The organism is Microbacterium sp. NPDC055988, from assembly GCF_042269505.1.
Lineage (GTDB): Bacteria > Actinomycetota > Actinomycetes > Actinomycetales > Microbacteriaceae > Microbacterium.
The window spans coordinates 1,689,036-1,707,250 of record NZ_JBHJXY010000001.1 but is presented as its reverse complement, the minus strand read 5'-3'; the positions used below and the strand labels follow the sequence as shown (position 1 = coordinate 1,707,250).

The 18,215-nt window shown below is 69.5% G+C and carries 17 protein-coding genes; 5 read left to right on the top strand and 12 right to left on the bottom strand.

Translation table 11 applies throughout. The features are described 5' to 3' along the window. Nucleotides 1-11: 11 nt before the first annotated feature. Nucleotides 12-551: a YaeQ family protein gene (locus ACFC14_RS08285; RefSeq protein WP_136040474.1), complete on the top strand. Its 540-nt coding sequence runs from the start codon at nt 12-14 to the stop codon at nt 549-551. Nucleotides 552-1,018: 467 nt separating this feature from the next. Here ACFC14_RS08285 and ACFC14_RS08280 read toward each other — a convergent pair whose 3' ends face one another. Further along, nucleotides 1,019-3,313 carry a DEAD/DEAH box helicase gene (locus ACFC14_RS08280; RefSeq protein ID WP_376102849.1) on the bottom strand — a complete coding sequence of 765 codons (2,295 nt, stop codon included), beginning with the start codon at nt 3,311-3,313 and terminating at the stop codon, nt 1,019-1,021. 282 nt (nt 3,314-3,595) lie between these two features. Here ACFC14_RS08280 and ACFC14_RS08275 point away from each other — a divergent pair, with 282 nt between their 5' ends. Then, on the top strand, nt 3,596-4,492 hold the full coding sequence (locus ACFC14_RS08275) for an aldose 1-epimerase family protein (protein WP_376102846.1): 897 nt from the start codon (nt 3,596-3,598) through the stop codon (nt 4,490-4,492). Nucleotides 4,493-4,619: 127 nt separating this feature from the next. Here ACFC14_RS08275 and ACFC14_RS08270 read toward each other — a convergent pair whose 3' ends face one another. From ACFC14_RS08270 to ACFC14_RS08255, 4 genes are all read right to left on the bottom strand, one after another. Next, nucleotides 4,620-7,829 carry an efflux RND transporter permease subunit gene (locus ACFC14_RS08270; RefSeq protein WP_376102843.1) on the bottom strand — a complete coding sequence of 1,070 codons (3,210 nt, stop codon included), beginning with the start codon at nt 7,827-7,829 and terminating at the stop codon, nt 4,620-4,622. Nucleotides 7,830-7,845: 16 nt separating this feature from the next. After that, entirely contained in the window at nt 7,846-8,433 is a 588-nt protein-coding gene (locus ACFC14_RS08265; protein ID WP_376102840.1) for a TetR/AcrR family transcriptional regulator, read from the bottom strand. Between the two features lie 68 nt (nt 8,434-8,501). Next, entirely contained in the window at nt 8,502-8,861 is a 360-nt protein-coding gene (locus ACFC14_RS08260) for a fluoride efflux transporter FluC (RefSeq protein ID WP_376102837.1), read from the bottom strand. Then, nucleotides 8,858-9,232, bottom strand: coding sequence for a fluoride efflux transporter FluC (locus ACFC14_RS08255; protein WP_376102834.1), 375 nt, complete (start codon nt 9,230-9,232; stop codon nt 8,858-8,860). Before ACFC14_RS08255 ends, ACFC14_RS08260 begins: the two co-directional genes overlap by 4 nt. A gap of 85 nt (nt 9,233-9,317) precedes the next feature. Between ACFC14_RS08255 and ACFC14_RS08250 the strand changes: the two genes are divergently transcribed. After that, nucleotides 9,318-10,844: an FAD-dependent oxidoreductase gene (locus ACFC14_RS08250; protein WP_376102831.1), complete on the top strand. Its 1,527-nt coding sequence runs from the start codon at nt 9,318-9,320 to the stop codon at nt 10,842-10,844. Here the strand turns inward: ACFC14_RS08250 and ACFC14_RS08245 are convergent. The 3 genes from ACFC14_RS08245 to ACFC14_RS08235 all read right to left on the bottom strand — a co-directional run bounded on the left by ACFC14_RS08245 (nt 10,813) and on the right by ACFC14_RS08235 (nt 13,070). Continuing rightward, on the bottom strand, nt 10,813-11,652 hold the full coding sequence (locus ACFC14_RS08245) for a nitroreductase family protein (protein ID WP_376102829.1): 840 nt from the start codon (nt 11,650-11,652) through the stop codon (nt 10,813-10,815). The two genes, ACFC14_RS08250 and ACFC14_RS08245, sit on opposite strands and share 32 nt — an antisense overlap. Nucleotides 11,653-11,656: 4 nt before the next feature. After that, a complete protein-coding gene (locus ACFC14_RS08240) occupies nt 11,657-12,031 on the bottom strand; it encodes a hypothetical protein (RefSeq protein WP_376102827.1) in 375 nt (124 codons plus the stop codon). 214 nt (nt 12,032-12,245) lie between these two features. Continuing rightward, nucleotides 12,246-13,070, bottom strand: a complete 825-nt coding sequence (locus tag ACFC14_RS08235; protein ID WP_376102824.1) for a MerR family transcriptional regulator — start codon at nt 13,068-13,070, stop codon at nt 12,246-12,248. 354 nt (nt 13,071-13,424) lie between these two features. Here ACFC14_RS08235 and ACFC14_RS08230 point away from each other — a divergent pair, with 354 nt between their 5' ends. Further along, nucleotides 13,425-13,997 (top strand): hypothetical protein, encoded by a 573-nt coding sequence (locus ACFC14_RS08230; RefSeq protein ID WP_376102822.1) that lies wholly within the window; start codon nt 13,425-13,427, stop codon nt 13,995-13,997. A gap of 92 nt (nt 13,998-14,089) precedes the next feature. Here ACFC14_RS08230 and ACFC14_RS08225 read toward each other — a convergent pair whose 3' ends face one another. The 3 genes from ACFC14_RS08225 to ACFC14_RS08215 are packed head-to-tail and all read right to left on the bottom strand — an operon-like array spanning nt 14,090 to nt 16,689. Then, nucleotides 14,090-15,049, bottom strand: coding sequence for a nucleoside hydrolase (locus tag ACFC14_RS08225; protein ID WP_376102819.1), 960 nt, complete (start codon nt 15,047-15,049; stop codon nt 14,090-14,092). Between the two features lie 28 nt (nt 15,050-15,077). Continuing rightward, a complete protein-coding gene (locus tag ACFC14_RS08220) occupies nt 15,078-15,362 on the bottom strand; it encodes a hypothetical protein (RefSeq protein ID WP_376102816.1) in 285 nt (94 codons plus the stop codon). Between the two features lie 7 nt (nt 15,363-15,369). Then, nucleotides 15,370-16,689 (bottom strand): MFS transporter, encoded by a 1,320-nt coding sequence (locus ACFC14_RS08215; protein ID WP_376102813.1) that lies wholly within the window; start codon nt 16,687-16,689, stop codon nt 15,370-15,372. 94 nt (nt 16,690-16,783) lie between these two features. Between ACFC14_RS08215 and ACFC14_RS08210 the strand changes: the two genes are divergently transcribed. Next, nucleotides 16,784-17,197, top strand: coding sequence for a hypothetical protein (locus tag ACFC14_RS08210; protein ID WP_376102811.1), 414 nt, complete (start codon nt 16,784-16,786; stop codon nt 17,195-17,197). A 14-nt stretch (nt 17,198-17,211) separates the two neighbouring features. Here ACFC14_RS08210 and ACFC14_RS08205 read toward each other — a convergent pair whose 3' ends face one another. Then, entirely contained in the window at nt 17,212-18,198 is a 987-nt protein-coding gene (locus ACFC14_RS08205; RefSeq protein ID WP_376102809.1) for a nucleoside hydrolase, read from the bottom strand. Between the last annotated feature and the right edge of the window lie 17 nt (nt 18,199-18,215).

Sequence of the window (18,215 nt, the reverse complement as noted above, 5' to 3'; positions counted from 1 at the left end):
GCTCGGGGATCATGGCGATCGGTTCGACAGTCCACACGTTCGAGGTGCAGCTCGCTGACACCGACCGCGGAATCTACGAGGACTACTCGCTGCGAGTGGCCCGGCATCCGTCCGAGACCGATGCGTACATGCTCACGCGGGTGCTCGCCTACGGGCTCGAGTTCGCCGAGGGCATCACATTCGGCGGCAGCATCTCCTCGACCGAAGAGCCGGCGGTGCTCGTGCGCGACATGACCGGGCTGATCACGGCGTGGGTCGAGATCGGGGCTCCCGATGCCGAGCGACTGCATCACGGCAGCCGCCTCGCCGAGCGCACGGTTGTCTACACGCATCGCGACCCGGCCAAGGTGATGGCGCCGTGGACCGACAAGCGCATCCACCGCCGCGAGGACATCCGCGTGTACAGCTTCGACCCGGGGTTCATCGACACGGCGGCCGCCCTGATCGAGCGCCGTAACACCATGACTCTCACGCGGGCCGAGAGCGTCATCTACCTCGACCTCAACGGCACGAGCCTGACCTCGACCGTGCACGTGCACGAGCCGGCCTGACACCGCGCAAGTCTCAGGCGCCCACGAGCCCCTGCTCGTACGCCGCGATCACGAGCTGCGCGCGGTCCCGTGCCGCGAGCTTCGACAGCAGGCTGCCTCCCCCTACTCCTCCTCCTCTTCCCCTCCCTTCCCCTCCCGCCGAGTGCACGGTTTGGTGCCGAGCGCACCGCTTGTTCGCGGAGACACGCCGTGCGCTCGGCAGCATCCCGTGCACTCGGCAGCGACGCGTCGCGCGTCGCGAGGCGAGGCGGCGGCGCCAGTGCCCACGCTCACCCACGCCGAGTGCACGGCTCCGCGTCGAACGCACGGCTTCCTCACGCTGGTAAGCCGTGCACTCGGCAGCATCCCGTGCGCTCGGCAGCACTGTGGGCGGGGGCGGGGCGGGCGGGGCGGGCGGGCGGGGCGGGGCGGGGACGACAGAGGCCCCGGACCGCAGAAGCGGGACGGGGCCTCTGGCGAGACGAGACTCAGGCGGTGAGGTCGGCCGCGGTCGGCACGCGGCCGGCGATCTCCTCGATCACGTCGTCGTCGAGGCGCGCGTTCTCGAACGGCGCGTCGATCTCGGCGCGGTCGAGCAGCTCGGTCATACGACGCTGGCGCTGACGCGTGATCAGCGTGACGACGCGACCCGAACGACCCGCGCGACCGGTACGACCGGAACGGTGCAGGTACGTCTTGTACTCGTCGGGGGCGTCGGCCTGGACGACCAGGTCGATGTCGTCGACGTGGATGCCGCGGGCGGCGACATCCGTGGCGACGAGCACGTTCACGCGACCCGAGGTCAGACGCTCGAGGTTGCGCGTGCGCTTGGCCTGGTTGAGATCACCGTGCAGCGAGACGGCCGGGATACCGGCGTCGTCGAACTGCTCGGCGAGCATGTCGGCGTAGGCACGGGTGCGGGCGAAGACCAGCGTCTTGCCGGCACGGTCGACGAGCGAAGTGAGGATGTCGGCCTTGTCGCGGTGCTCGATCACGAGCACGCGGTGCTCGATCGTGCTGGAGTCCTGGTCCTCACCGGCGACCTCGTAGACGGCCGGGTCGACGAGGAACTCGTCGACGAGAGCCGCGACCTCACGGTCGAGGGTGGCCGAGAACAGCAGCTTCTGGCTGCCGTCGGCGGTGTGACGCAGGATGCGCTGCACGGGCTCGACGAATCCCAGCTCGCACATGTGGTCGGCCTCGTCGAGCACCGCGATGCGGCAGTCCGACAGGTCGAGCTTGCCCTGGTTGATGAGGTCTTCGACGCGACCGGGCGTGCCGATCACGATGTCGACGCCCTTCTTCAGCGCACCCACCTGGCGGCCCTGCGGGACACCACCGTAGATCTGCGTGGTGAAGAGGCCGACGCTGCGGGCGATCGGCTGGATCGTGCGGTCGATCTGCAGCGCGAGCTCGCGCGTCGGAGCGAGGATGATCGCGCGCGGCGACCGTCCGAACTCACGGCGCTTGCCGGCCTGCGACTGCAGCACGCGCTCGACGAGCGGTGCGCCGAACGCAATGGTCTTGCCGGATCCGGTGCGACCACGGGCGAGCACATCGCGCCCGGCGAGGACGGCCGGGATGCTGGCGGCCTGAATCGGGAACGGCGTCGCCGCGCCCATGCCGACGAGGGTCTCGACGATGTTCGAGCCGAGACCGAGGTCGCCGAAGGTCACACCGTCGACCTCGACGGCCGCGACGGACTTCGCCTCGAGGCGCTCGTGCACCACGTCGTCGCCCGGGGTGAACTTCGCACCGGTCGACTCGGGACGGCTGGTGGCGTTCCAGTCGTTGCGGCTCGGACGCTCGTTGCGCGCCGGACGCCCGCGGGTGTCGGAGGTCAGCGGGCGCGGACGCTCGGTGCGGTACGCGCCACCGGTCGACGGACGCGAACGCTCGTCACGGCCACCCTCGTACGAACGCTGCGTGCGGTCGCGGTCGAAGGCGCGACGCGCGCGGTCGGCGTCGTACGAACGCTCGCCGCCACGGTCGTTGCTGCGGTCGTTGGACCGGGCACGGTCGCCGCCGCGGTCGTCGCGACGCGGACGCTCGTCACGGTCGAACCGGGGGCGCTCGGCACCGCGGTCACTGTTGAACCGGGGACGCTCGGCGCCACGGTCGCTGTTGAACCGGGGACGCTCGCCACCACGGCGATCGTCGCGAACCGGACGCCCGCCGTCACGGTGGTCGTTGTCGCGGAAGCCCTGGCGCTGAGTGCCGGCACCGCGGTCGTCACGACGCGAGCGGTCGTCGCGGTCGTAACGGGGGCGGTCGCCGCCGCGCTCGTCGCGGTAGGTTCCCGGACCGGTCGGACGCTGTCCGGTCGGACGCTGTCCGCCCCGGTCGTCCCGACGCGGACGGTCGTCGAAGCGGCCGCCGGTGCTGGGCCGGTCGTTGTAGCGAGGGCGCTCGTTGCGCTCGTCGTTGCGGTGGTGCGGCGCCCCGCGGCGTCCGGACTCGGCGCGGTTGCGGATGCCACGGGCCTCGTCGCGGCCGGCGCGCTCGGAGGCGCCCCAGCGCTGCTTGGGCGCACCCGACTCGGCCTCGGCCGGCCGGTAGCCGCGGTGACCGGCGCTGCGGCTGCCGGGACGACGGTCGTAGCCGCCGGCGGCGGGGGCAGATCGGCGGTCGCCGGCATCCGCACGTCCACCGCGCTCGTCGCGCGCGCCGTCACGGGCGGGGCCGCCGTTGTGGCGGTCGTGGAAGGAGGTCTTCTTGGCGCCGTAGCGCGGCTCGAAGTTGGCGGCGGGACGTCCGCCGCGGGGCTTCTTGTTCTTGGGCATTGCGTTGTCTTCCTGTGTTCTCGCACGAGAACAGCGCTGCGCACACGCGCGAGCACCCAGCGCGTGGTCGGATGCGACCAGCGGGGTTCCGGACTGTCAGCGGCCGGGGCCATTCATGTGATGGTTGATTAGCGTCGAGCGACGCTCACCATCGGCCCCTGGACTCACACTTCACACACATAAAACGTCCGCGCCAACGCGCGGGTGTCCGAAGCCGACCGCACAAGTGTAGCCGACGCGCCTGAGAGACTGCCGACGCGGGGGTGGCCGTACGATGTCGAAGTGACCACCGCATCCCCCACCGGCGCCCAGATCAGCCTCCGACTCGGCGATGCGACCGCCCAGATCGCGCAGGTCGGCGCATCCCTCCGGTCGCTGCGCATCGGCGGCGTCGACCTCGTCCCTCCGTACCCGCTCGATCAGCCCACGCCAGCCTGTTCCGGTGTGGTCCTCGCCCCGTGGCCGAACCGCGTGCGCGACGGTCGCTGGGATGACGACGGCACGTCACGGCTGCTCGCGATCACCGAGCCGAAGCTGAACAACGCGAGCCACGGCCTGCTGCGCTTCACGGCGTACGAGGTGTCGCACACCGACGCCGAGGCCGTGCTGCGGGCGACGATCGTGCCCCAGACCGGCTACCCGTACCTGATCGAGACGGCCGTGACCTACACGCTCACCGCCGACGGCATCGCGGTCGCGCACACGCTCACCAACCGCTCGACAACGCCCGCCCCGGTCGCCCTCGGCACGCACCCCTTCGTGACGATCGGCGACGTCGACCCGCACGACCTGGTGCTGCGGGTTCCGGCTGCGACGGCGTTCACGACCGACGAGCGGATGCTCCCCACCGGCACGCGCCCCGTCGAGGCGGCCCTGCGCGACGGTGTCCGGCTGGGCGATGTCACGCTCGACACCGGGTTCACCGACCTCGCCCGCGACGCCGACGGTCGCGTGCGGCACTCGCTCACGGCACCCGACGGTCGCCGCGTGACCCTGTGGCAGGGCGAGGGCTTCGACTATGTGCAGGTCTACACGACGCCCGCCTATCCCGGTCAGAGCCTCGCGGTCGCGATCGAGCCGATGACCGCACCCGCCGACGCCCTCAACAGTGGCCTCGGCATCCGTCGCCTCGCCCCGGACGAGACCTGGACGCTGCACTGGGGCATCGCCCTCAGCTGACCCCGGTTCCCACCGTCTTCGAGTCGAGCCGTTCACAACTCCTCAAGATTTGAGCCGAAAGGCCCCGGATCACGCATCTGACTGCGGATCCGGGGCCTTTCTGCGGAGTTATGAACGCCGAGCGGGACTACTCGCGGTCGCGCAGCTCCCGCCGGGTGAGCTGCGGCGCGTGCGGCAGACCGGACGCGTCGATCAGCACCGAACCGGCCGGAACTGCAGCGGCACCGGAGGCGTCGGGGTCGACCGGAGCATCCGGCTTCGGCGTCCCGCCCGCATCCGAGCCGCCGGCCTTGCGCGCGGCCCGCCGCTCCCTGGCACCCTCGACGAGGTTGTAGAGCGTGGGCAACACGATCAGCGTCAGCACGGTCGAGGAGAGCAGACCGCCGATCACCACGATCGCCAGCGGCTGCGAGATGAACCCGCCGTGACCGGTGATGCCCAGAGCCATCGGCGTCAGAGCGAGGATCGTCGCGAGGGCGGTCATGAGAATCGGCCGCAGACGCTTCTCCCCACCGGCCTTCACCGCCTCGATGGTCGACAGACCCTTCTCCCGGTACTGGTTGACGAGGTCGACGAGCACGATCGCGTTCGTGACCACGATGCCGATGAGCATCAGCACACCGATCAGCGAGGCGACGCCGAGCGGCACGCCCGTGACGATCTGCAGCAGGATCGCACCGGTCGCCGCGAACGGCACCGACACGAGCAGCAGCAGCGGCTGGCGCAGCGACTTGAACACCGCGACCATGACCACGTAGACGATCAGGATCGCCGCGAGCATCGCGAGTCCGAGCTGCGAGAACGAGTCGGCCTGCTGCGAGGCGACACCGCCGACCTCGGCGGAGGCACCGTCGGGCAGGTCGGCCGCGGCGAGCGCTTCGGTCACCGACTGCGTGGCCGTGGCGAGGTTGTCGGATGCCGGCGGCACGGTGACCGTCGACGTGCGGCGCCCCTGCTCGGTGGTGATCGACGTGGGGCCGTTGCGCTCCTCGACGGTCGCGATGTCCTGCAGCTGCACGACGCCGAGCGGGGTCAGGATCGCGAGCTCCTTGAGCGCCTGAACAGTGGTGGGCGGCTCGGGCGTGACGATGTAGACCGTCAGCGCGGTGTCGTCGATCTCGACCGAGCCGGCCTGCTGCGGACGCATGGTGTTCGAGACGATCGAGCCGACCGCGACCTCGGAGAGACCGCGCTGCGCGGCCGCCTCCCGGTCGACCACCACCGCGATGTAGGGCAGCGATGCGGCGAGGTTGTCGGTCACCTGGCCGACGCCGTCACGTCCGTCGAGCTCGTCGACGACCGAGGTCGTCGCGGTCTGCAGGTCATCGGCGTTGGATGCCGTGACCGTGATCTCGATGTCGCTCGAGCCGAAGCCGGCGGATGCCGCGACCGACACCTCGCCCACGTCGTCGCCGAGGCCGTCGATCGCGTCCTGCACGTCGGCGCGCAGCTTCTCCTGGTCGGCGTCACCGTCGGTGAGCACCGAGTAGGTGACGCCCGCTCCGCCCGAGAACGCGTCGCTGAGGGCCGAGCCGCTGGTGCCGATCGAGGCCTGCACGTGCTCGATGCCATCGATGCCGAGGAGTGCGTCCTCGACCTCGACCGCGGCATCCGACTTCGCCTGCAGGCTCGCGGTCGGGCCGAGGTCCTGTGTGACGGTCATGGTGTTCTGGCCGGAGTCGCTGAGGAAGTTGATCTTCATGAGCGGTGCGGCAGCGAGTGTGGCGCCGAGCACCACGACAGCGAGGATCACCGTGAGACCGGAATGCTTGAGCGTCCAGCCGAGGATCGGCCGGTAGACGCGCTGCAGCTGGGTGGGCGGAGCATCCGGGTGCTCGGGGTCGATCGCGTTGCCGTGCTCGTCGAGCAACTCCTTGCCCGGCTTCAGGAACCAGTACGCGAGCACCGGGACGATGGTGAGGGCGACAAGGAGCGAGGCGACCATCGCGATGGTCACGGTCATGGCGAACGGTCGGAACAGCTCACCGACCATGTCGCCGACGAAGACGATCGGCAGGAACACCGCCACGGTGGTGATGGTGGATGCCGTGATCGCCATCGCGACCTCGCGCACGGCGAGGCGGATCGCATCACCCTTGTCGGCATCACCGACGTAGTGACGTTTGATGTTCTCGATCACCACGATGGAGTCGTCGACCACGCGGCCGATCGCGATCGTGAGCGCGCCGAGGGTCAGCACGTTGAGCGAGTAGCCGAACGCCTGCAGTCCGATGAAGGTGATGAGCACGCTGGTCGGGATCGAGATCGCGGTGACGAGCGTGGAGCGGATCGACAGCAGGAACACGAGGATCACGATCACCGCGAACACCAGGCCGAGCAGACCCTCGGTCGCGAGCGTCTCGATCGACTGCACGATGAACGGCGCCTGGTCGAAGATGATCGTGAACTCGGCGTCGGGGAAGGCTTCGCTGATCGTGTCGAGCGCGGCGATCACGCCGTTCGACACCTCCACCGTGTTCGCGGCGGGGAGTTTGGTGATCGAGATCGAGAGCGCGTCCTCGCCGTCGACCCGCGAGATCGAGGTGACAGGGTCGGACTCCTGCGCGACCGTGGCGACATCGCCGATGGTCAGCGTGGTGCCGACGAGCGGAAGGGCCGCGATCTCGTCGACCGTGGTGATCTTCGCGCCGGTCTGCACGGTGAGCGTCTGCCCGTCCTCCGTGATGTCGCCGCCGGGGAAGAGAGTGCCGTTCTGCTGCAGCGCATTGCTGATCGCCTGCGTGGTCTGGCCTTCGGCGGCGAGCTTCGCGGGGTCCGGCGTGATGCTGATGCGCTGCCCGACCCCACCGACGATCTCGGCGGCGTTCACGCCGTCGACGTCTTCGAGCTCGGGGATCGCGACGGATTCGAGTTCGGCCTGCGCGTTGTCGGCATCCTCGAATCCGGTGACGGCCACCTGGATCACCGGGAAGTCGTCGATGGAGACCGACAGCACCTGCGGGCTCACGTCTTCCGGCAGCTGCGAGGAGACGCGGTTGATCGCCTGCTGGATCTTCTGCTCGGCGGTGGCGAGGTTCGTGCCGTAGGCGAACATCGCCTGCACGATCGAGGCGTTCGTGGTGCTGGTGGCCGTGGTCGATTCGAGCCCCGGCACGCCCTGGATCGCCGACTCGATCGGCGTGGACACGTCGTTCTCGACCACCTCGGGCGACGCGCCGGGGTACGTCGTCATGACGACGAGCGCCGGCAGCTCGAGCGAGGGGATCAGCTCCTGCTTGAGGTTGGTGAGCGCGAGCCCGCCGAACACCGCCGCGACGATGGTGATCAGGGCGATGAGCGCGCGGTTCTTGAGGCTCAGGATGGCGAGTTTCGACAAGGCGGTTTCCTCGGTGTCAGGGTGTGGCTGTCGCTGCGGAGGGAGTGGAGACGGAATCTCCGAGGATCCGCGCCAGTGCGGTCTCGATGAAGGACTGTTCGAGGCGGGCGTCGCGGATCTGCATGCTCCACATGACGCCGTCGATGAAGATCATCGCCGCTCGGGCGCGGTCTTCGCCATAGGTCGGCTCGAGAAGTTCCACGAGCCGGTCGGAGAGGTGGCGTGCGAGTTCGCGCAGACGGGGGTCGTGCACGGCGGCGGTCACCACGGCGCGGTCGGCCTGCACGGCATGCGCGTCGTCCATGCTCTCGAACACGAGGGCCGCGATCACGGCGGGGCTGTCCCCGCGCTCGGCGATGGTCTGACGCACCCCGTCGAGGCGCGCGTCGACCTCGTCGGCGAGCGCCCGGAAGGCGGCGGCGCGCAGGTCGTCGAGGGTGTCGAAGTACTGGGTGGTCGCACCGAGGGGAACCCCGGCGCGAGCGGCGACCTTGCGGTGCGTGACGGCCTCGGCCCCCACCTCGACGATGAGTTCGGCGGCGGCGGTCACGATCTCGCGACGGCGCGCTTCAGGGTCACGTCGACGACGCAACCCATCACCCATCCGAACCCCCTGGACATCCCGTACATGTACGTTTGTACATTTTCGGATTGTGAGGACGCTGGGAGCGGTCAGAGCAGCGCGCCGACGGCGAGCCCGAGACCCGCGGCGAGGAGGCCCAGCAGGAGCATCCCGACGGCGTTGAAGACGGATGCCGGGCGCTCGCCGTCGCGCCACAGGGCGACCGTGTCGAGCATCGCGGTGCTGAAGGTCGTGTAGCCGCCGAGGAGTCCGGCACCGAGGAGGAACGCGGCATCCGGCAGCGCGGTCGTGACGACGCCGAGCACGAAGGATCCGGACAGGTTCACCAGCAGGATGCCCCACGGGAACCGGCGACCGGCCAGCCGCGCGACGCCGAGGTCGACCAGGTACCGCAGCACCGCGCCGACTCCTCCGGCGAGCGCCGCGGCGAGGAACAGCACCGGGTTCACGAGGCCGCTCCGGAGCGCGGGCGGGCGATACGCAGCCCGAGAACTGCCGCGCCGAGGCCGAGCACGAGACTCCCCGCGGCGTAGGCGAACGCGAGCACGGGGGCATCCGCCCACAGCTGCACGCTCCCCGTCATGAAGGCGCTGTACGTCGTGAAGCCGCCGAGCACCCCGGTGCCGAGCAGCACCCGTAGGTCCGTGGAGGCAGGAATCCGCGCGGCCAGCACGCCGATCAGCAGCGCGCCCACCACGTTCGCGACGAGCACCGCGAGGGGGATGCCCCCGATGTCGGGGAGCGCGAGCCCCAGGCCGAGCCGTGCCGCCGTGCCCACCGTGCCGCCGAGGGCGACGAGGAGGATGCGGCGGAGGGTCACGTCGCCACTGTAGTCGCGCGTGACAGTGCGCCGAGGCGATGTCAAGGGCGTGGATGCCGCGCAGCGCACGCCGTTGACTGTCGGCATGACCCCTCTGTGGAAGCTCGAGAAGTCGCTGCCGACCGGATCGCCCTTCGAGGCGGGTGCGCGCCACGACGTCGTCATCGTCGGCGCCGGTCTCACCGGCCTCACGACCGCCGTCATGCTCACGAGGGCCGGTCTCGACGTCGCGGTGATCGACGCGGGAGGCATCGCCGAGCTCGCGACGGGTGCGAACACCGGCAAGCTCTCGCTCCTGCAGGGCATGCGGCTCGCGACGATCCGCCGCCATCACCCGGCGTCGCTCGTGCGCGCATACGTCGACGCCAACCGTGCCGGCATGGACTGGTTGACCGCCTTCGCCGAGAGTGCCGGGGTGCCGTTCACCCGCCACACCGACCACTCCTACGCGCAGGGGCCCGATGGCGCATCGGACGTGCGCGATCAGCACGACGCCGCCCGCGAGGCCGGCCTGCCGACGCGGATGCTGGCCGCCACCACGGTGCCGTCGACGCCGTTCCCGGTGGCCGCCGCCGTGGCCCTCGACGACCAGGTCGCGATCGATCCGGTCGCCGTGACCGCCGCGCTCGCCCACGAGCTGCTGAGCGCCGGCGGCACGCTGCACATCGGCGTCCGCGCCACCGGCACCCGCGCGCTGCCCGGTCGCGTGGACACCACGGCGGGGCCGATCTTCGCCGACCACATCGTGCTCGCGACCGGAACCCCGATCACCGATCGCGGCCTGTACTTCGCCAAGACGCACGGGCTGCGGTCGTACTGCGTGTCGTTCCGGGTGCCGGGCGACGTGCCCGCGGGGATGTTCCTCTCGGTCGACGGCCCGACCCGCTCGGTGCGTCCGGTCAGCGCGGCCGACGGGCCCGGGGGCGAGGCGCAGCTCGTCGTCGGAGGCAACGGTCACCCGGTCGGCAGGTCCGACAGCGAGAAGGCCGCGGTCGACGACCTCGTCGCGTGGACGCAGCTGCACTTCCCGGGCGCCGAGGAGACGCATCGGTGGTCGGCGCAGGACTACGAGTCGCACAACCTGATCCCGTTCGTCGGCGCGATGCCCCGCGGTCTCGGCCGCATCCGCATCGCGACGGGCTACGCCAAGTGGGGGCTGTCGAACGCACCGGCTGCCGCACAGCGTCTCACCGCTGAGATCCTCGGGGTGCCGTGGCGCGAGCGTGCGGATTGGATGACGACCATCGGCACGCGCATGACCATGCCCGCCGACCTCGGGCGCGGCGCCGTCGAGGGTGGGAAGGTCGCGGCCGCGCTCGCCGGCGGATGGGCGGATGCCGAGAGCCGATCGGTTCCCGTCGCGAAGCCCGCCGAGGGCGAGGGTGTGGTGGCGAACCGCGGCGGTCGTCCGATCGGCGTCTCGACGGTCCACGGCGTGACGCGCGCGGTCGGCGCTGTGTGCACGCACCTGGGCGGCGTGCTCGAGTGGAACGATGCAGAGTGCACGTGGGACTGCCCGCTGCACGCCTCGCGGTTCGCCGCCGACGGCACCCGCATCGAGGGTCCGGCGGTGAAGGACCTCAGTCGCCTGCCGCGCTCGGGCCGGGAGTGACCGGGCCGGCCGTCGGGCCGTCGTCCCATCCCTCCTGAGGTGTGTCTCCGTTTTCGCGGAACACGTACTGCGACACGAGCTTGCGCTGGCTGCTCGACCAGTCGATCGCGGGGCGGCGCTGCTCGGGCGGCAGGTAGCCCAGCCGGTAGACGGCCATGAGCTCGAGGTCGTCGGGCACGCGCAGCAGCTCGACGATCTCGTCCCAGCGCCCCGGCACCTCCATCGGGAACGAGATGAACTGGATGCCCATACCGAGCTCGACCGTCGTGAGCCAGATGTTCTCCATCGCCGCGCCCATGCTGAACACCGAGTAGAACGACGACAGCTGCCCCGGCCGGTACTCGCTGCGGTCGAGCATGACCCCGAGCAGCAGCGGCGACCCCGCGACGAGCTTGCGGTTCTCGGAGCCGAGGGTCTTCGGCACCCCGAACGTGTTCATGAGCGTCTGCCCGCGCTTGGTGAACACCTGGCTCGTGAACGGGCGGAGCGCGGCGGGCAGCTTGTCGAACAGCATCCCGCTGCGCTTCTCCTCCATCTCGGCCTGGCTGAAGCGGAAGTACGGCTTGTAGCGCTCGAAGAACGTGCCGTTCGACATCGCCTCGGTCATGCTCTCGCCCGAGATGCGCGCGATCTGCTCGATCGTGTCGCGGCTCTCGATCACGACGAACCGCCACGGCTGGCTGTTCAGCTGCGAGGGCGCACGGCCCGCGGCTTCGAGGAGGATGCGCTGGTGCTCCTCCGAGACCGGGTCGGGCAGGAAGGGCCCGTTCGTGGTCTTGCGGCGGCGGATGGCGTCGAGCAGTTCCATGCGGTCACTTCCGGTCGGCGGGCAGGCGCGAGACGAGGAGTCCCGCGACGATGAAGGGGGCCGCGGCGAGCGCGACCAGCGGATGCCGGCGGCCGTGGCTGCCGAGGTACGGGATCGCGGCGAGGGGTGCGGCCGCGGGGAGCAGCGCGAGGGCGGCTCGGCGACCGGAGGTGCGGGGGCCATGGGACAAGCCGACCGCAGTGGCCGCGGCGACGGTCGTGCAGGTCACGATGTAGAGCGCGTGATGCAGCCAGCGGAAGCGGCTGGTGTCGATGAGCCGCGCGGCGACCGAGGCTCCGAGCGCACAGTTGGCCGCGTAGGCCGTGGTCGCGACGAGGAACAGCGGCGATGCATCCCTGTCCCTTTGCCGCCGACTCATGGCACGACCCTACGCCCGCGCCCATGTCGGGGGCTGCCCCTTGCACGCGGGTCCGCCCATCCGATATCGCCCCCTTGCTTCCTCTCCCTCCCCCCCTTTCCCTTCCTCTCTTCTCGTCGAGCGGCCCCTTTGTGCGCGAACGGCCCCCTTACGCACGTCCACAACGGGGTGGTTCGCACGTAAGGGGGCCGCTCGGCATCCGGAAGGATGCGGTTTACAGATTCGCCTCCGCGTAGATGCGGAGTGCGTCGCGGACGAACTCCGCGCCGTGGGTGCCGCCGGATGACGTGGCGTAGTTCGCGCCGAAGCGCGGATCCGCAACGTACATCTCGCCGAGCCCGATGACGTACGCCTTGGTGTCGCCGCCGGGGACGGCCGCGGGCGTACCCGGGATGCCCGTGAGCCACTCCACGTGGCGTCGCGCGACATCCTGAGCCTCGGCGGATGCCGGGTCGATGCCGCTCTCCGCCGCGGCGATCCAGTCGCGTCCGAGGTCGGACGCGCGCTGCTGCCAGTCGGCGCGCTCGGCATCCGTCATCCCCCGCCACCAGCGGTCACTGTCGGCGTAGGCCTTCTTACCCCAACGATCCTCGACCTCCTCCTTGTATTGGGTGTGGTCGAAGCCGTCGAACATGTTCTCTGCCATGAGGTTCTCACCTCCTCTCAATGCTGTGATGGTCGATTCGACCGACGCGATCTGCCGCGCCAGCCGGGCCTGCTCCTCGCGCAGCAGCGCGAGATGGGTCTCGAGGGCGGATGCTTCGCCACGCTCCCTCTCTGCCGAACCTGTCGCGTCCTGGGTCCCTGAGCTTGTCGAAGGGCCGAGCACCTCCGCGATCTGCGGCAGGCCGAGTCCGAGCTCCCGCAGCAGGAGGATGCGCTGCAGGCGCACGAGCGCCGGCCCGTCGTAGTGCCGGTAGCCGTTGGGCGCGATGCGCGACGGCGGCAGCAGTCCGATGTCGTCGTAGTGCCGCAGCGTGCGACTCGTAGTGCCCGCCAGCCGCGCGATCTCCTGGATGGACCAGTCGTCCCGCTCCATGTCGCCTCCTTCCCGTTCGATATCTCGACTCTAGAAGTTGACGTTGCGTCAAGGTCAAGCGAAAGTTGGTCTCCTCGTGCTCCCGCCCGCTCGCCACGCCTTCCCGAGTGCACGGCTTACCGGCGAATGCACGGGTTGTCGACGTTGACAAGCCGTGCGTTCGACAGCTTCCCGTGCACTCGGAGGGCCGCATCATCTGCCTGCGGCGACCTCCACCGCGCCGCATTCGGTTCGATATCTCAACCCCAGAAGTCGAGGTCTTGTCAAGGCGACTCCTCCGTGTCACGTCATTCGACTACCCTGCTCGAAAGCGAGAGGGGCACCCCCTCCGCCATCCAGCCGAGGAGTGCACGAATGCCAGAGACCGCCCGTCCGAATCCGAACGGCCCCAGCCGCCGCGCCGTACTCAAGGCCTCCGCCTGGTCGCTGCCCATCGTCGCCGTTGCCGTCGCCACCCCCCTCGCCGCGGCGAGCGCGACCGGAGACGTATCGATCGCAGCCCAGGCCCGGGGATCCGCGGTCTCCGCGACCGGCCCCGACGGGACCACGCTCGAACTCGCCGTTCCAGCCGGTTTCGATCTCACCACCGGCGGCACCACGCGCACTCCGGAAGGAGCCCTCGTGACCCTGACCTTCGACAACCGCCTGCTGGACGAACCCACCTTGACCATGGATAGCACCCCCGCGCAGCGAACCTCGTTGCAGCAGAACGGAGTCGTGACGACCGCAACCTTCATCCTCCCCTTCGGGATCCCCGCCAACGGCACGACCATCCCGATCGAGGTCTTCTTCGCGACGTTCAACGCGACGACGTGGGTGGGGGATGCCCGCCCTCTCACGGTCACGGTCACCCCCGCCGGCGGCTCGGACCCGGACACCGCGAACAACACGTTCGTCTCCACGGCGGTCTACACCGCCGCTCCCTGACGCCCCTCCATCACGCCACCTCGTCCGAACGCGACAACGGCCCCACCCCCGGGTCGGGAGGGTGGGGCCGCTGGTCGCGACGGAAACGAGGGTCAGTCCACGGCGGTTCCGAACGCAGTCACGGAGGCCGTCAGAGCGTCGGCGACCGCCTGCGCGTCGATGTCGAAGAGCACGTCGACGTTGGGCACTCCCTGCCACCGGTCGATCATCTGCACGACCGTCTGACCGCGGGTGTGTGTGCCGTTCAGCTCCACGTCCACACGCAGCCGCCGCACGGTGAACCACTCGGGGTTGAGCGCGTAGGCGACACAGGGCACGTCGTTGAGGTGCATGCCCTCGGTCTTCCACTCCGGCATCTCGTCGCGGTCGTCCTGACGGTCGGGGTAGCCGATCATCTCGCAGAGCGCCACGCCCATCGGCGAGCGGGACTCCCAGAGGGTGCGGATGTGGTCCGGCGAGAGCGAGAAGCTGCGGGATACGTCCAGACCGACCTGCGTGAGCGGAGCCCCGGACTGGATGACGATCTCCGCGGCCTCGGGGTCGTTGTAGATGTTCGCGCTCGCGACCGGGGTGACGTTGCCCCAGGTGAGGGCCGCTCCGCCCATGTAGATGATGCGGCGCACCGAGCGCGCGAACTCCGGCTCCAGCTTGATCGCCAGCGCGACGTTCGTCAGCGGAGCGAGCGCCATGATGGTCACCTCGCCCGGCGCCGCCATGACCGTGTCGATCATCCGGCGCACGGCATCCGGCTTGACGTCGGCCTGGGGATCGGGGTCCGGGTACTCCCAGTAGCCCACGCCGCCGGGGCGGTGGATGTGCTCCGCGAAGTTCGGCTCACCGACCAGCGGCCGACTCGCGCCCTTCCAGATGGGCAGGTCGGGACGACCGGCGAGCGCCGCGATCTTGCGGGCGTTCGCCGTGGCGGTGTCGACATCGACGTTGCCGAACACCGTGGTCAGCGCCTCGATGTGGAAGGCGTCCGAGGCGAGCGCCCAGAAAAGCGCTCCCGCGTCGTCGATCCCGGGGTCGGTGTCAATGATCAGTCGTTCCATATCCATGCTTTCTGTCATGTCCTCGCGGCTACGCATGCCGTTCGGACGCTTCACTGAGCCCCTCCGCGACCACCGGCTCCGCCCGTGCGGCACGGGCGGAACGCATGTAGACGAACAGGTACCAGCAGTTGATCGCGATCAGGGTGATGTTGAGCGCGACCATGGGCGCGCTGCCGAGCATCAGGTTGTAGGCCATGAGCATCGCCGATGCTCCGAGGTTCAGCCACCGGAGGCGAGAGATCGTCGGCTGGAGGATCGAGATGATCAAGAGGGCACTTCCGGCCCAGCCGACGATCTCACGCCAGGGATCCATCAGACGGTCACTTGCCCACGAAGAGGCCGTTGCGCCGCTTGGCGAGGACGTAGAGCACCACGCTGATCGCACACAGGGTCGCGATGTAGATCGGGAAGACCCACATCATCCCCTGGCTCTGCAGCCACAGCAGCAGGTACGAGGCCGTGCCGCCGAAGATGGCCACGCCGAGACCGTATCCGAGTCCGAGACCGGTGCCGCGGATGTGCTGCGGCAGCAGGGAGTTGGACACGACGACGAAGATCGTCATGTTGAGCAGCAGCACGATCGCGCCACCGAACATCACGCCGGCGAGCGTGCCGACTCCGGGCTGCGAGTACAGCAGCGCCAAGAAGATGGTCGGGATCGCCAGCAGACGTGCGACGACGAACCACCGCGACATCGGGAACCGGTCGAGGATGCGGCTCAGGCCGTAGGCGCCGAGCGTCAGGAAGACGCCCATGCCCGTCGTGATCGCGAACACCGCGGTGGGGTCTTCGCCGAACGTGCCGTTCGCCAGGTTCGGCAGGCCGGCGATCCACGTGTAGTTGTACGCCTGGATGGCACCGACGATGAACACCGTGGCGAGCACGCTCAGCCAGTACTTGCGCACATCGCGCCACACGGAGTTGTCCTTCGTGGGGATCGCGCCGACCGTGCGGATGGCGGCGGTGTCGAGCGTCTCCGGCAGCGTGCGGCGCAGCCACAGCACGATCAGACCGAACGCGCCACCCACGATGAACGGGATGCGCCACCCGTAAGCGGCGAGCGCTTCCGGTCCGAGCAGGAGGCTGATGAAGAAGATCGACAGCGGTGCGAGCAGGTTGCCCAGGTTGTTGAAAAACGCGAAGAACCCGGCGACGTAACCGGGACGGTTGGGAACCAGCTCGAGCGCGTAGGCCGTTCCGAGCGGCGCCTCGACGCCGGCGGACAGGCCCTGGAGCAGGCGTGCGGCGACGACGATGATCGGCGCGAGAACGCCGATGGTCTGGTAGTCGGGGAGGATGCCGATGATGAAGCTGCCGAGGGCGACGGCCCCGACTGCGAAGATCATGATCTTGCGGCGCCCGTAGCGGTCGGCGACGAACCCGAAGACGACACCGCCGAGCGGTCGAGCGACGAACCCGACGGCGAAGACGGCCAGGGCGTTCAGCGTGGAGGCGAGCGGACTGTCGGAGGGGAAGAACGCTGCGCCGAGGTAGACCGAGAGGAGCCCGAAGATCGCCCAGTCGTACCACTCGAGAGCGTGCCCCCAGCTCAACGCCCGGAGATTGCGGCGCTCGGTCTTGCTCGCCTTGCTCGTCAACTGCTGCGGCGGCGTGGCTGCCACTACTTCTTCAGTGCTCATGGAGCTCCTTTGCTCTGCCCTCGAGGGGGAGGTGATCGACCCGTTGACGACTATAGTATAGCAGAATTCCGCTTCGTGACAGAAAGAGTGCATCGTGACTTCACCGCTGAACGACACCGACCGCCGCCTCGTCGATGCCGCTACCGAATTGCTCATCCGCACGCACGACGCCGACCTGCACCGCGTCGCGGCGGCCGCCCGCGGAGCGTCGGGAGAGATCTACCTCGGCCTCAGCCTGCGCTCCCCTCGAGTGAGCGTCTGCGCCGAGAGCTCGGCCCTCGCGAACGCCAGGATCGGCGACGAGCAGCACATCGAGGCCATGGTCGCGGTCGGGCTGCGCGAAGACGGAACCACGGTCATCCTCAACCCCTGCGGCGTGTGCCGCGAGCTCGTGCCCGCCATCGCTCCGGGCATCCGCACACTCGCCGACGACGGCGGCCACCCGGTGTGGGTGACCGCCGCCGACCTGCTGCCGATGCCGTGGGTGCGCGCACGCTCCTACGACTGATTCGATCGCGCGCCTCAGCGCCAGGGAAGCGGGCGCCGCAGCACCTCGCCGATCCGCTCGAGCACGCCGTCGAAGTCCATGTCGAAGACGACACGATGGATCGGCCGCGTCTCGTCCTTCACGGGATGCACCCCGGCGAGGTAACGGTCGCCGGTCTCCTGGTCGAGGAACGTCTCCAGCGGACGCATCACCGCACCGGTGACGAGCTCGGGGAAGAGCAGGCTCGCCACCGCCATGCTGTCGTTGATGCCCATGACCCGGCGCCCTTCCGGCTGCGGGTACGAGCGCGAGTAGAAGCCGGCGTAGTCCCGACTGATCGCGGTGATCAGCTGTGCGGGGGCGAAGCCGGTCGATGATGCGATGTCGAGGAAGAAGTCCTCGGGGACGAGGGCCTGACGGGTGACGTACGGCCCGCACCAGGTGACATCGCCCGCGTGGGCGGCCACGATACGCGCCGCGTCGATGTCGAACGACACGTTGGGATCGCGCGAGACCCGGAACCGGCGATCCTCCCACGGCGCGGTGTCGTGATACAGCGCCGGCCCGAGCGTCCCCACGATGGTGGTCGAGCGGAGTCGCTGCAGCAGGTCGGGCCGCGTCTCGATGGCAGCAGCGAGGTTCGTCTGCGGCCCGAGTGCGAGGTAGTCGATCTCGCCCTCATGCCGATCGACCAGGTCGAGTACGACGTCGACACCCACCGGCTCGGGATCCACGGACTGCGCCGGACGAAGCCCGGTGTTGCCGAAGCCGTCCTCCCCATGAATGCCGGGGTTCATGCGCAGCTCCTGGACGAGCGGGGCGTCCGCACCGCGGTAGACCGGCACATCCGTGCGTCCGCAGGTGTCGAGCACGTACCGGGCGTTGTCGGCCGCGCGTTCGCCGGTGGTGTTCCCGAACACGCTGACCACCGCCAGGATCTCGACCTCGGGATCGGCGGCCAGCAGCATCAGGGCCAGGGCGTCATCCACCCCGGTGTCGGTGTCGACGATGACTTTTCTCATGGGTGCTCTCCTCGTAG

Bases quoted from the DNA above. Each gene is read 5' to 3' on its own strand.
- ACFC14_RS08285 (WP_136040474.1), top strand. From the start codon at position 12: ATGGCGATCGGTTCGACAGTCCACACGTTCGAGGTGCAGCTCGCTGAC.
- ACFC14_RS08280 (WP_376102849.1), bottom strand. From the start codon at position 3,313: ATGCCCAAGAACAAGAAGCCCCGCGGCGGACGTCCCGCCGCCAACTTC.
- ACFC14_RS08265 (WP_376102840.1), bottom strand. From the start codon at position 8,433: ATGGGTGATGGGTTGCGTCGTCGACGTGACCCTGAAGCGCGCCGTCGC.
- ACFC14_RS08250 (WP_376102831.1), top strand. From the start codon at position 9,318: ATGACCCCTCTGTGGAAGCTCGAGAAGTCGCTGCCGACCGGATCGCCC.
- ACFC14_RS08245 (WP_376102829.1), bottom strand. From the start codon at position 11,652: ATGGAACTGCTCGACGCCATCCGCCGCCGCAAGACCACGAACGGGCCC.
- ACFC14_RS08240 (WP_376102827.1), bottom strand. From the start codon at position 12,031: ATGAGTCGGCGGCAAAGGGACAGGGATGCATCGCCGCTGTTCCTCGTC.
- ACFC14_RS08235 (WP_376102824.1), bottom strand. From the start codon at position 13,070: ATGGAGCGGGACGACTGGTCCATCCAGGAGATCGCGCGGCTGGCGGGC.
- ACFC14_RS08230 (WP_376102822.1), top strand. From the start codon at position 13,425: ATGCCAGAGACCGCCCGTCCGAATCCGAACGGCCCCAGCCGCCGCGCC.
- ACFC14_RS08225 (WP_376102819.1), bottom strand. From the start codon at position 15,049: ATGGAACGACTGATCATTGACACCGACCCCGGGATCGACGACGCGGGA.
- ACFC14_RS08220 (WP_376102816.1), bottom strand. From the start codon at position 15,362: ATGGATCCCTGGCGTGAGATCGTCGGCTGGGCCGGAAGTGCCCTCTTG.
- ACFC14_RS08215 (WP_376102813.1), bottom strand. From the start codon at position 16,689: ATGAGCACTGAAGAAGTAGTGGCAGCCACGCCGCCGCAGCAGTTGACG.
- ACFC14_RS08205 (WP_376102809.1), bottom strand. From the start codon at position 18,198: ATGAGAAAAGTCATCGTCGACACCGACACCGGGGTGGATGACGCCCTG.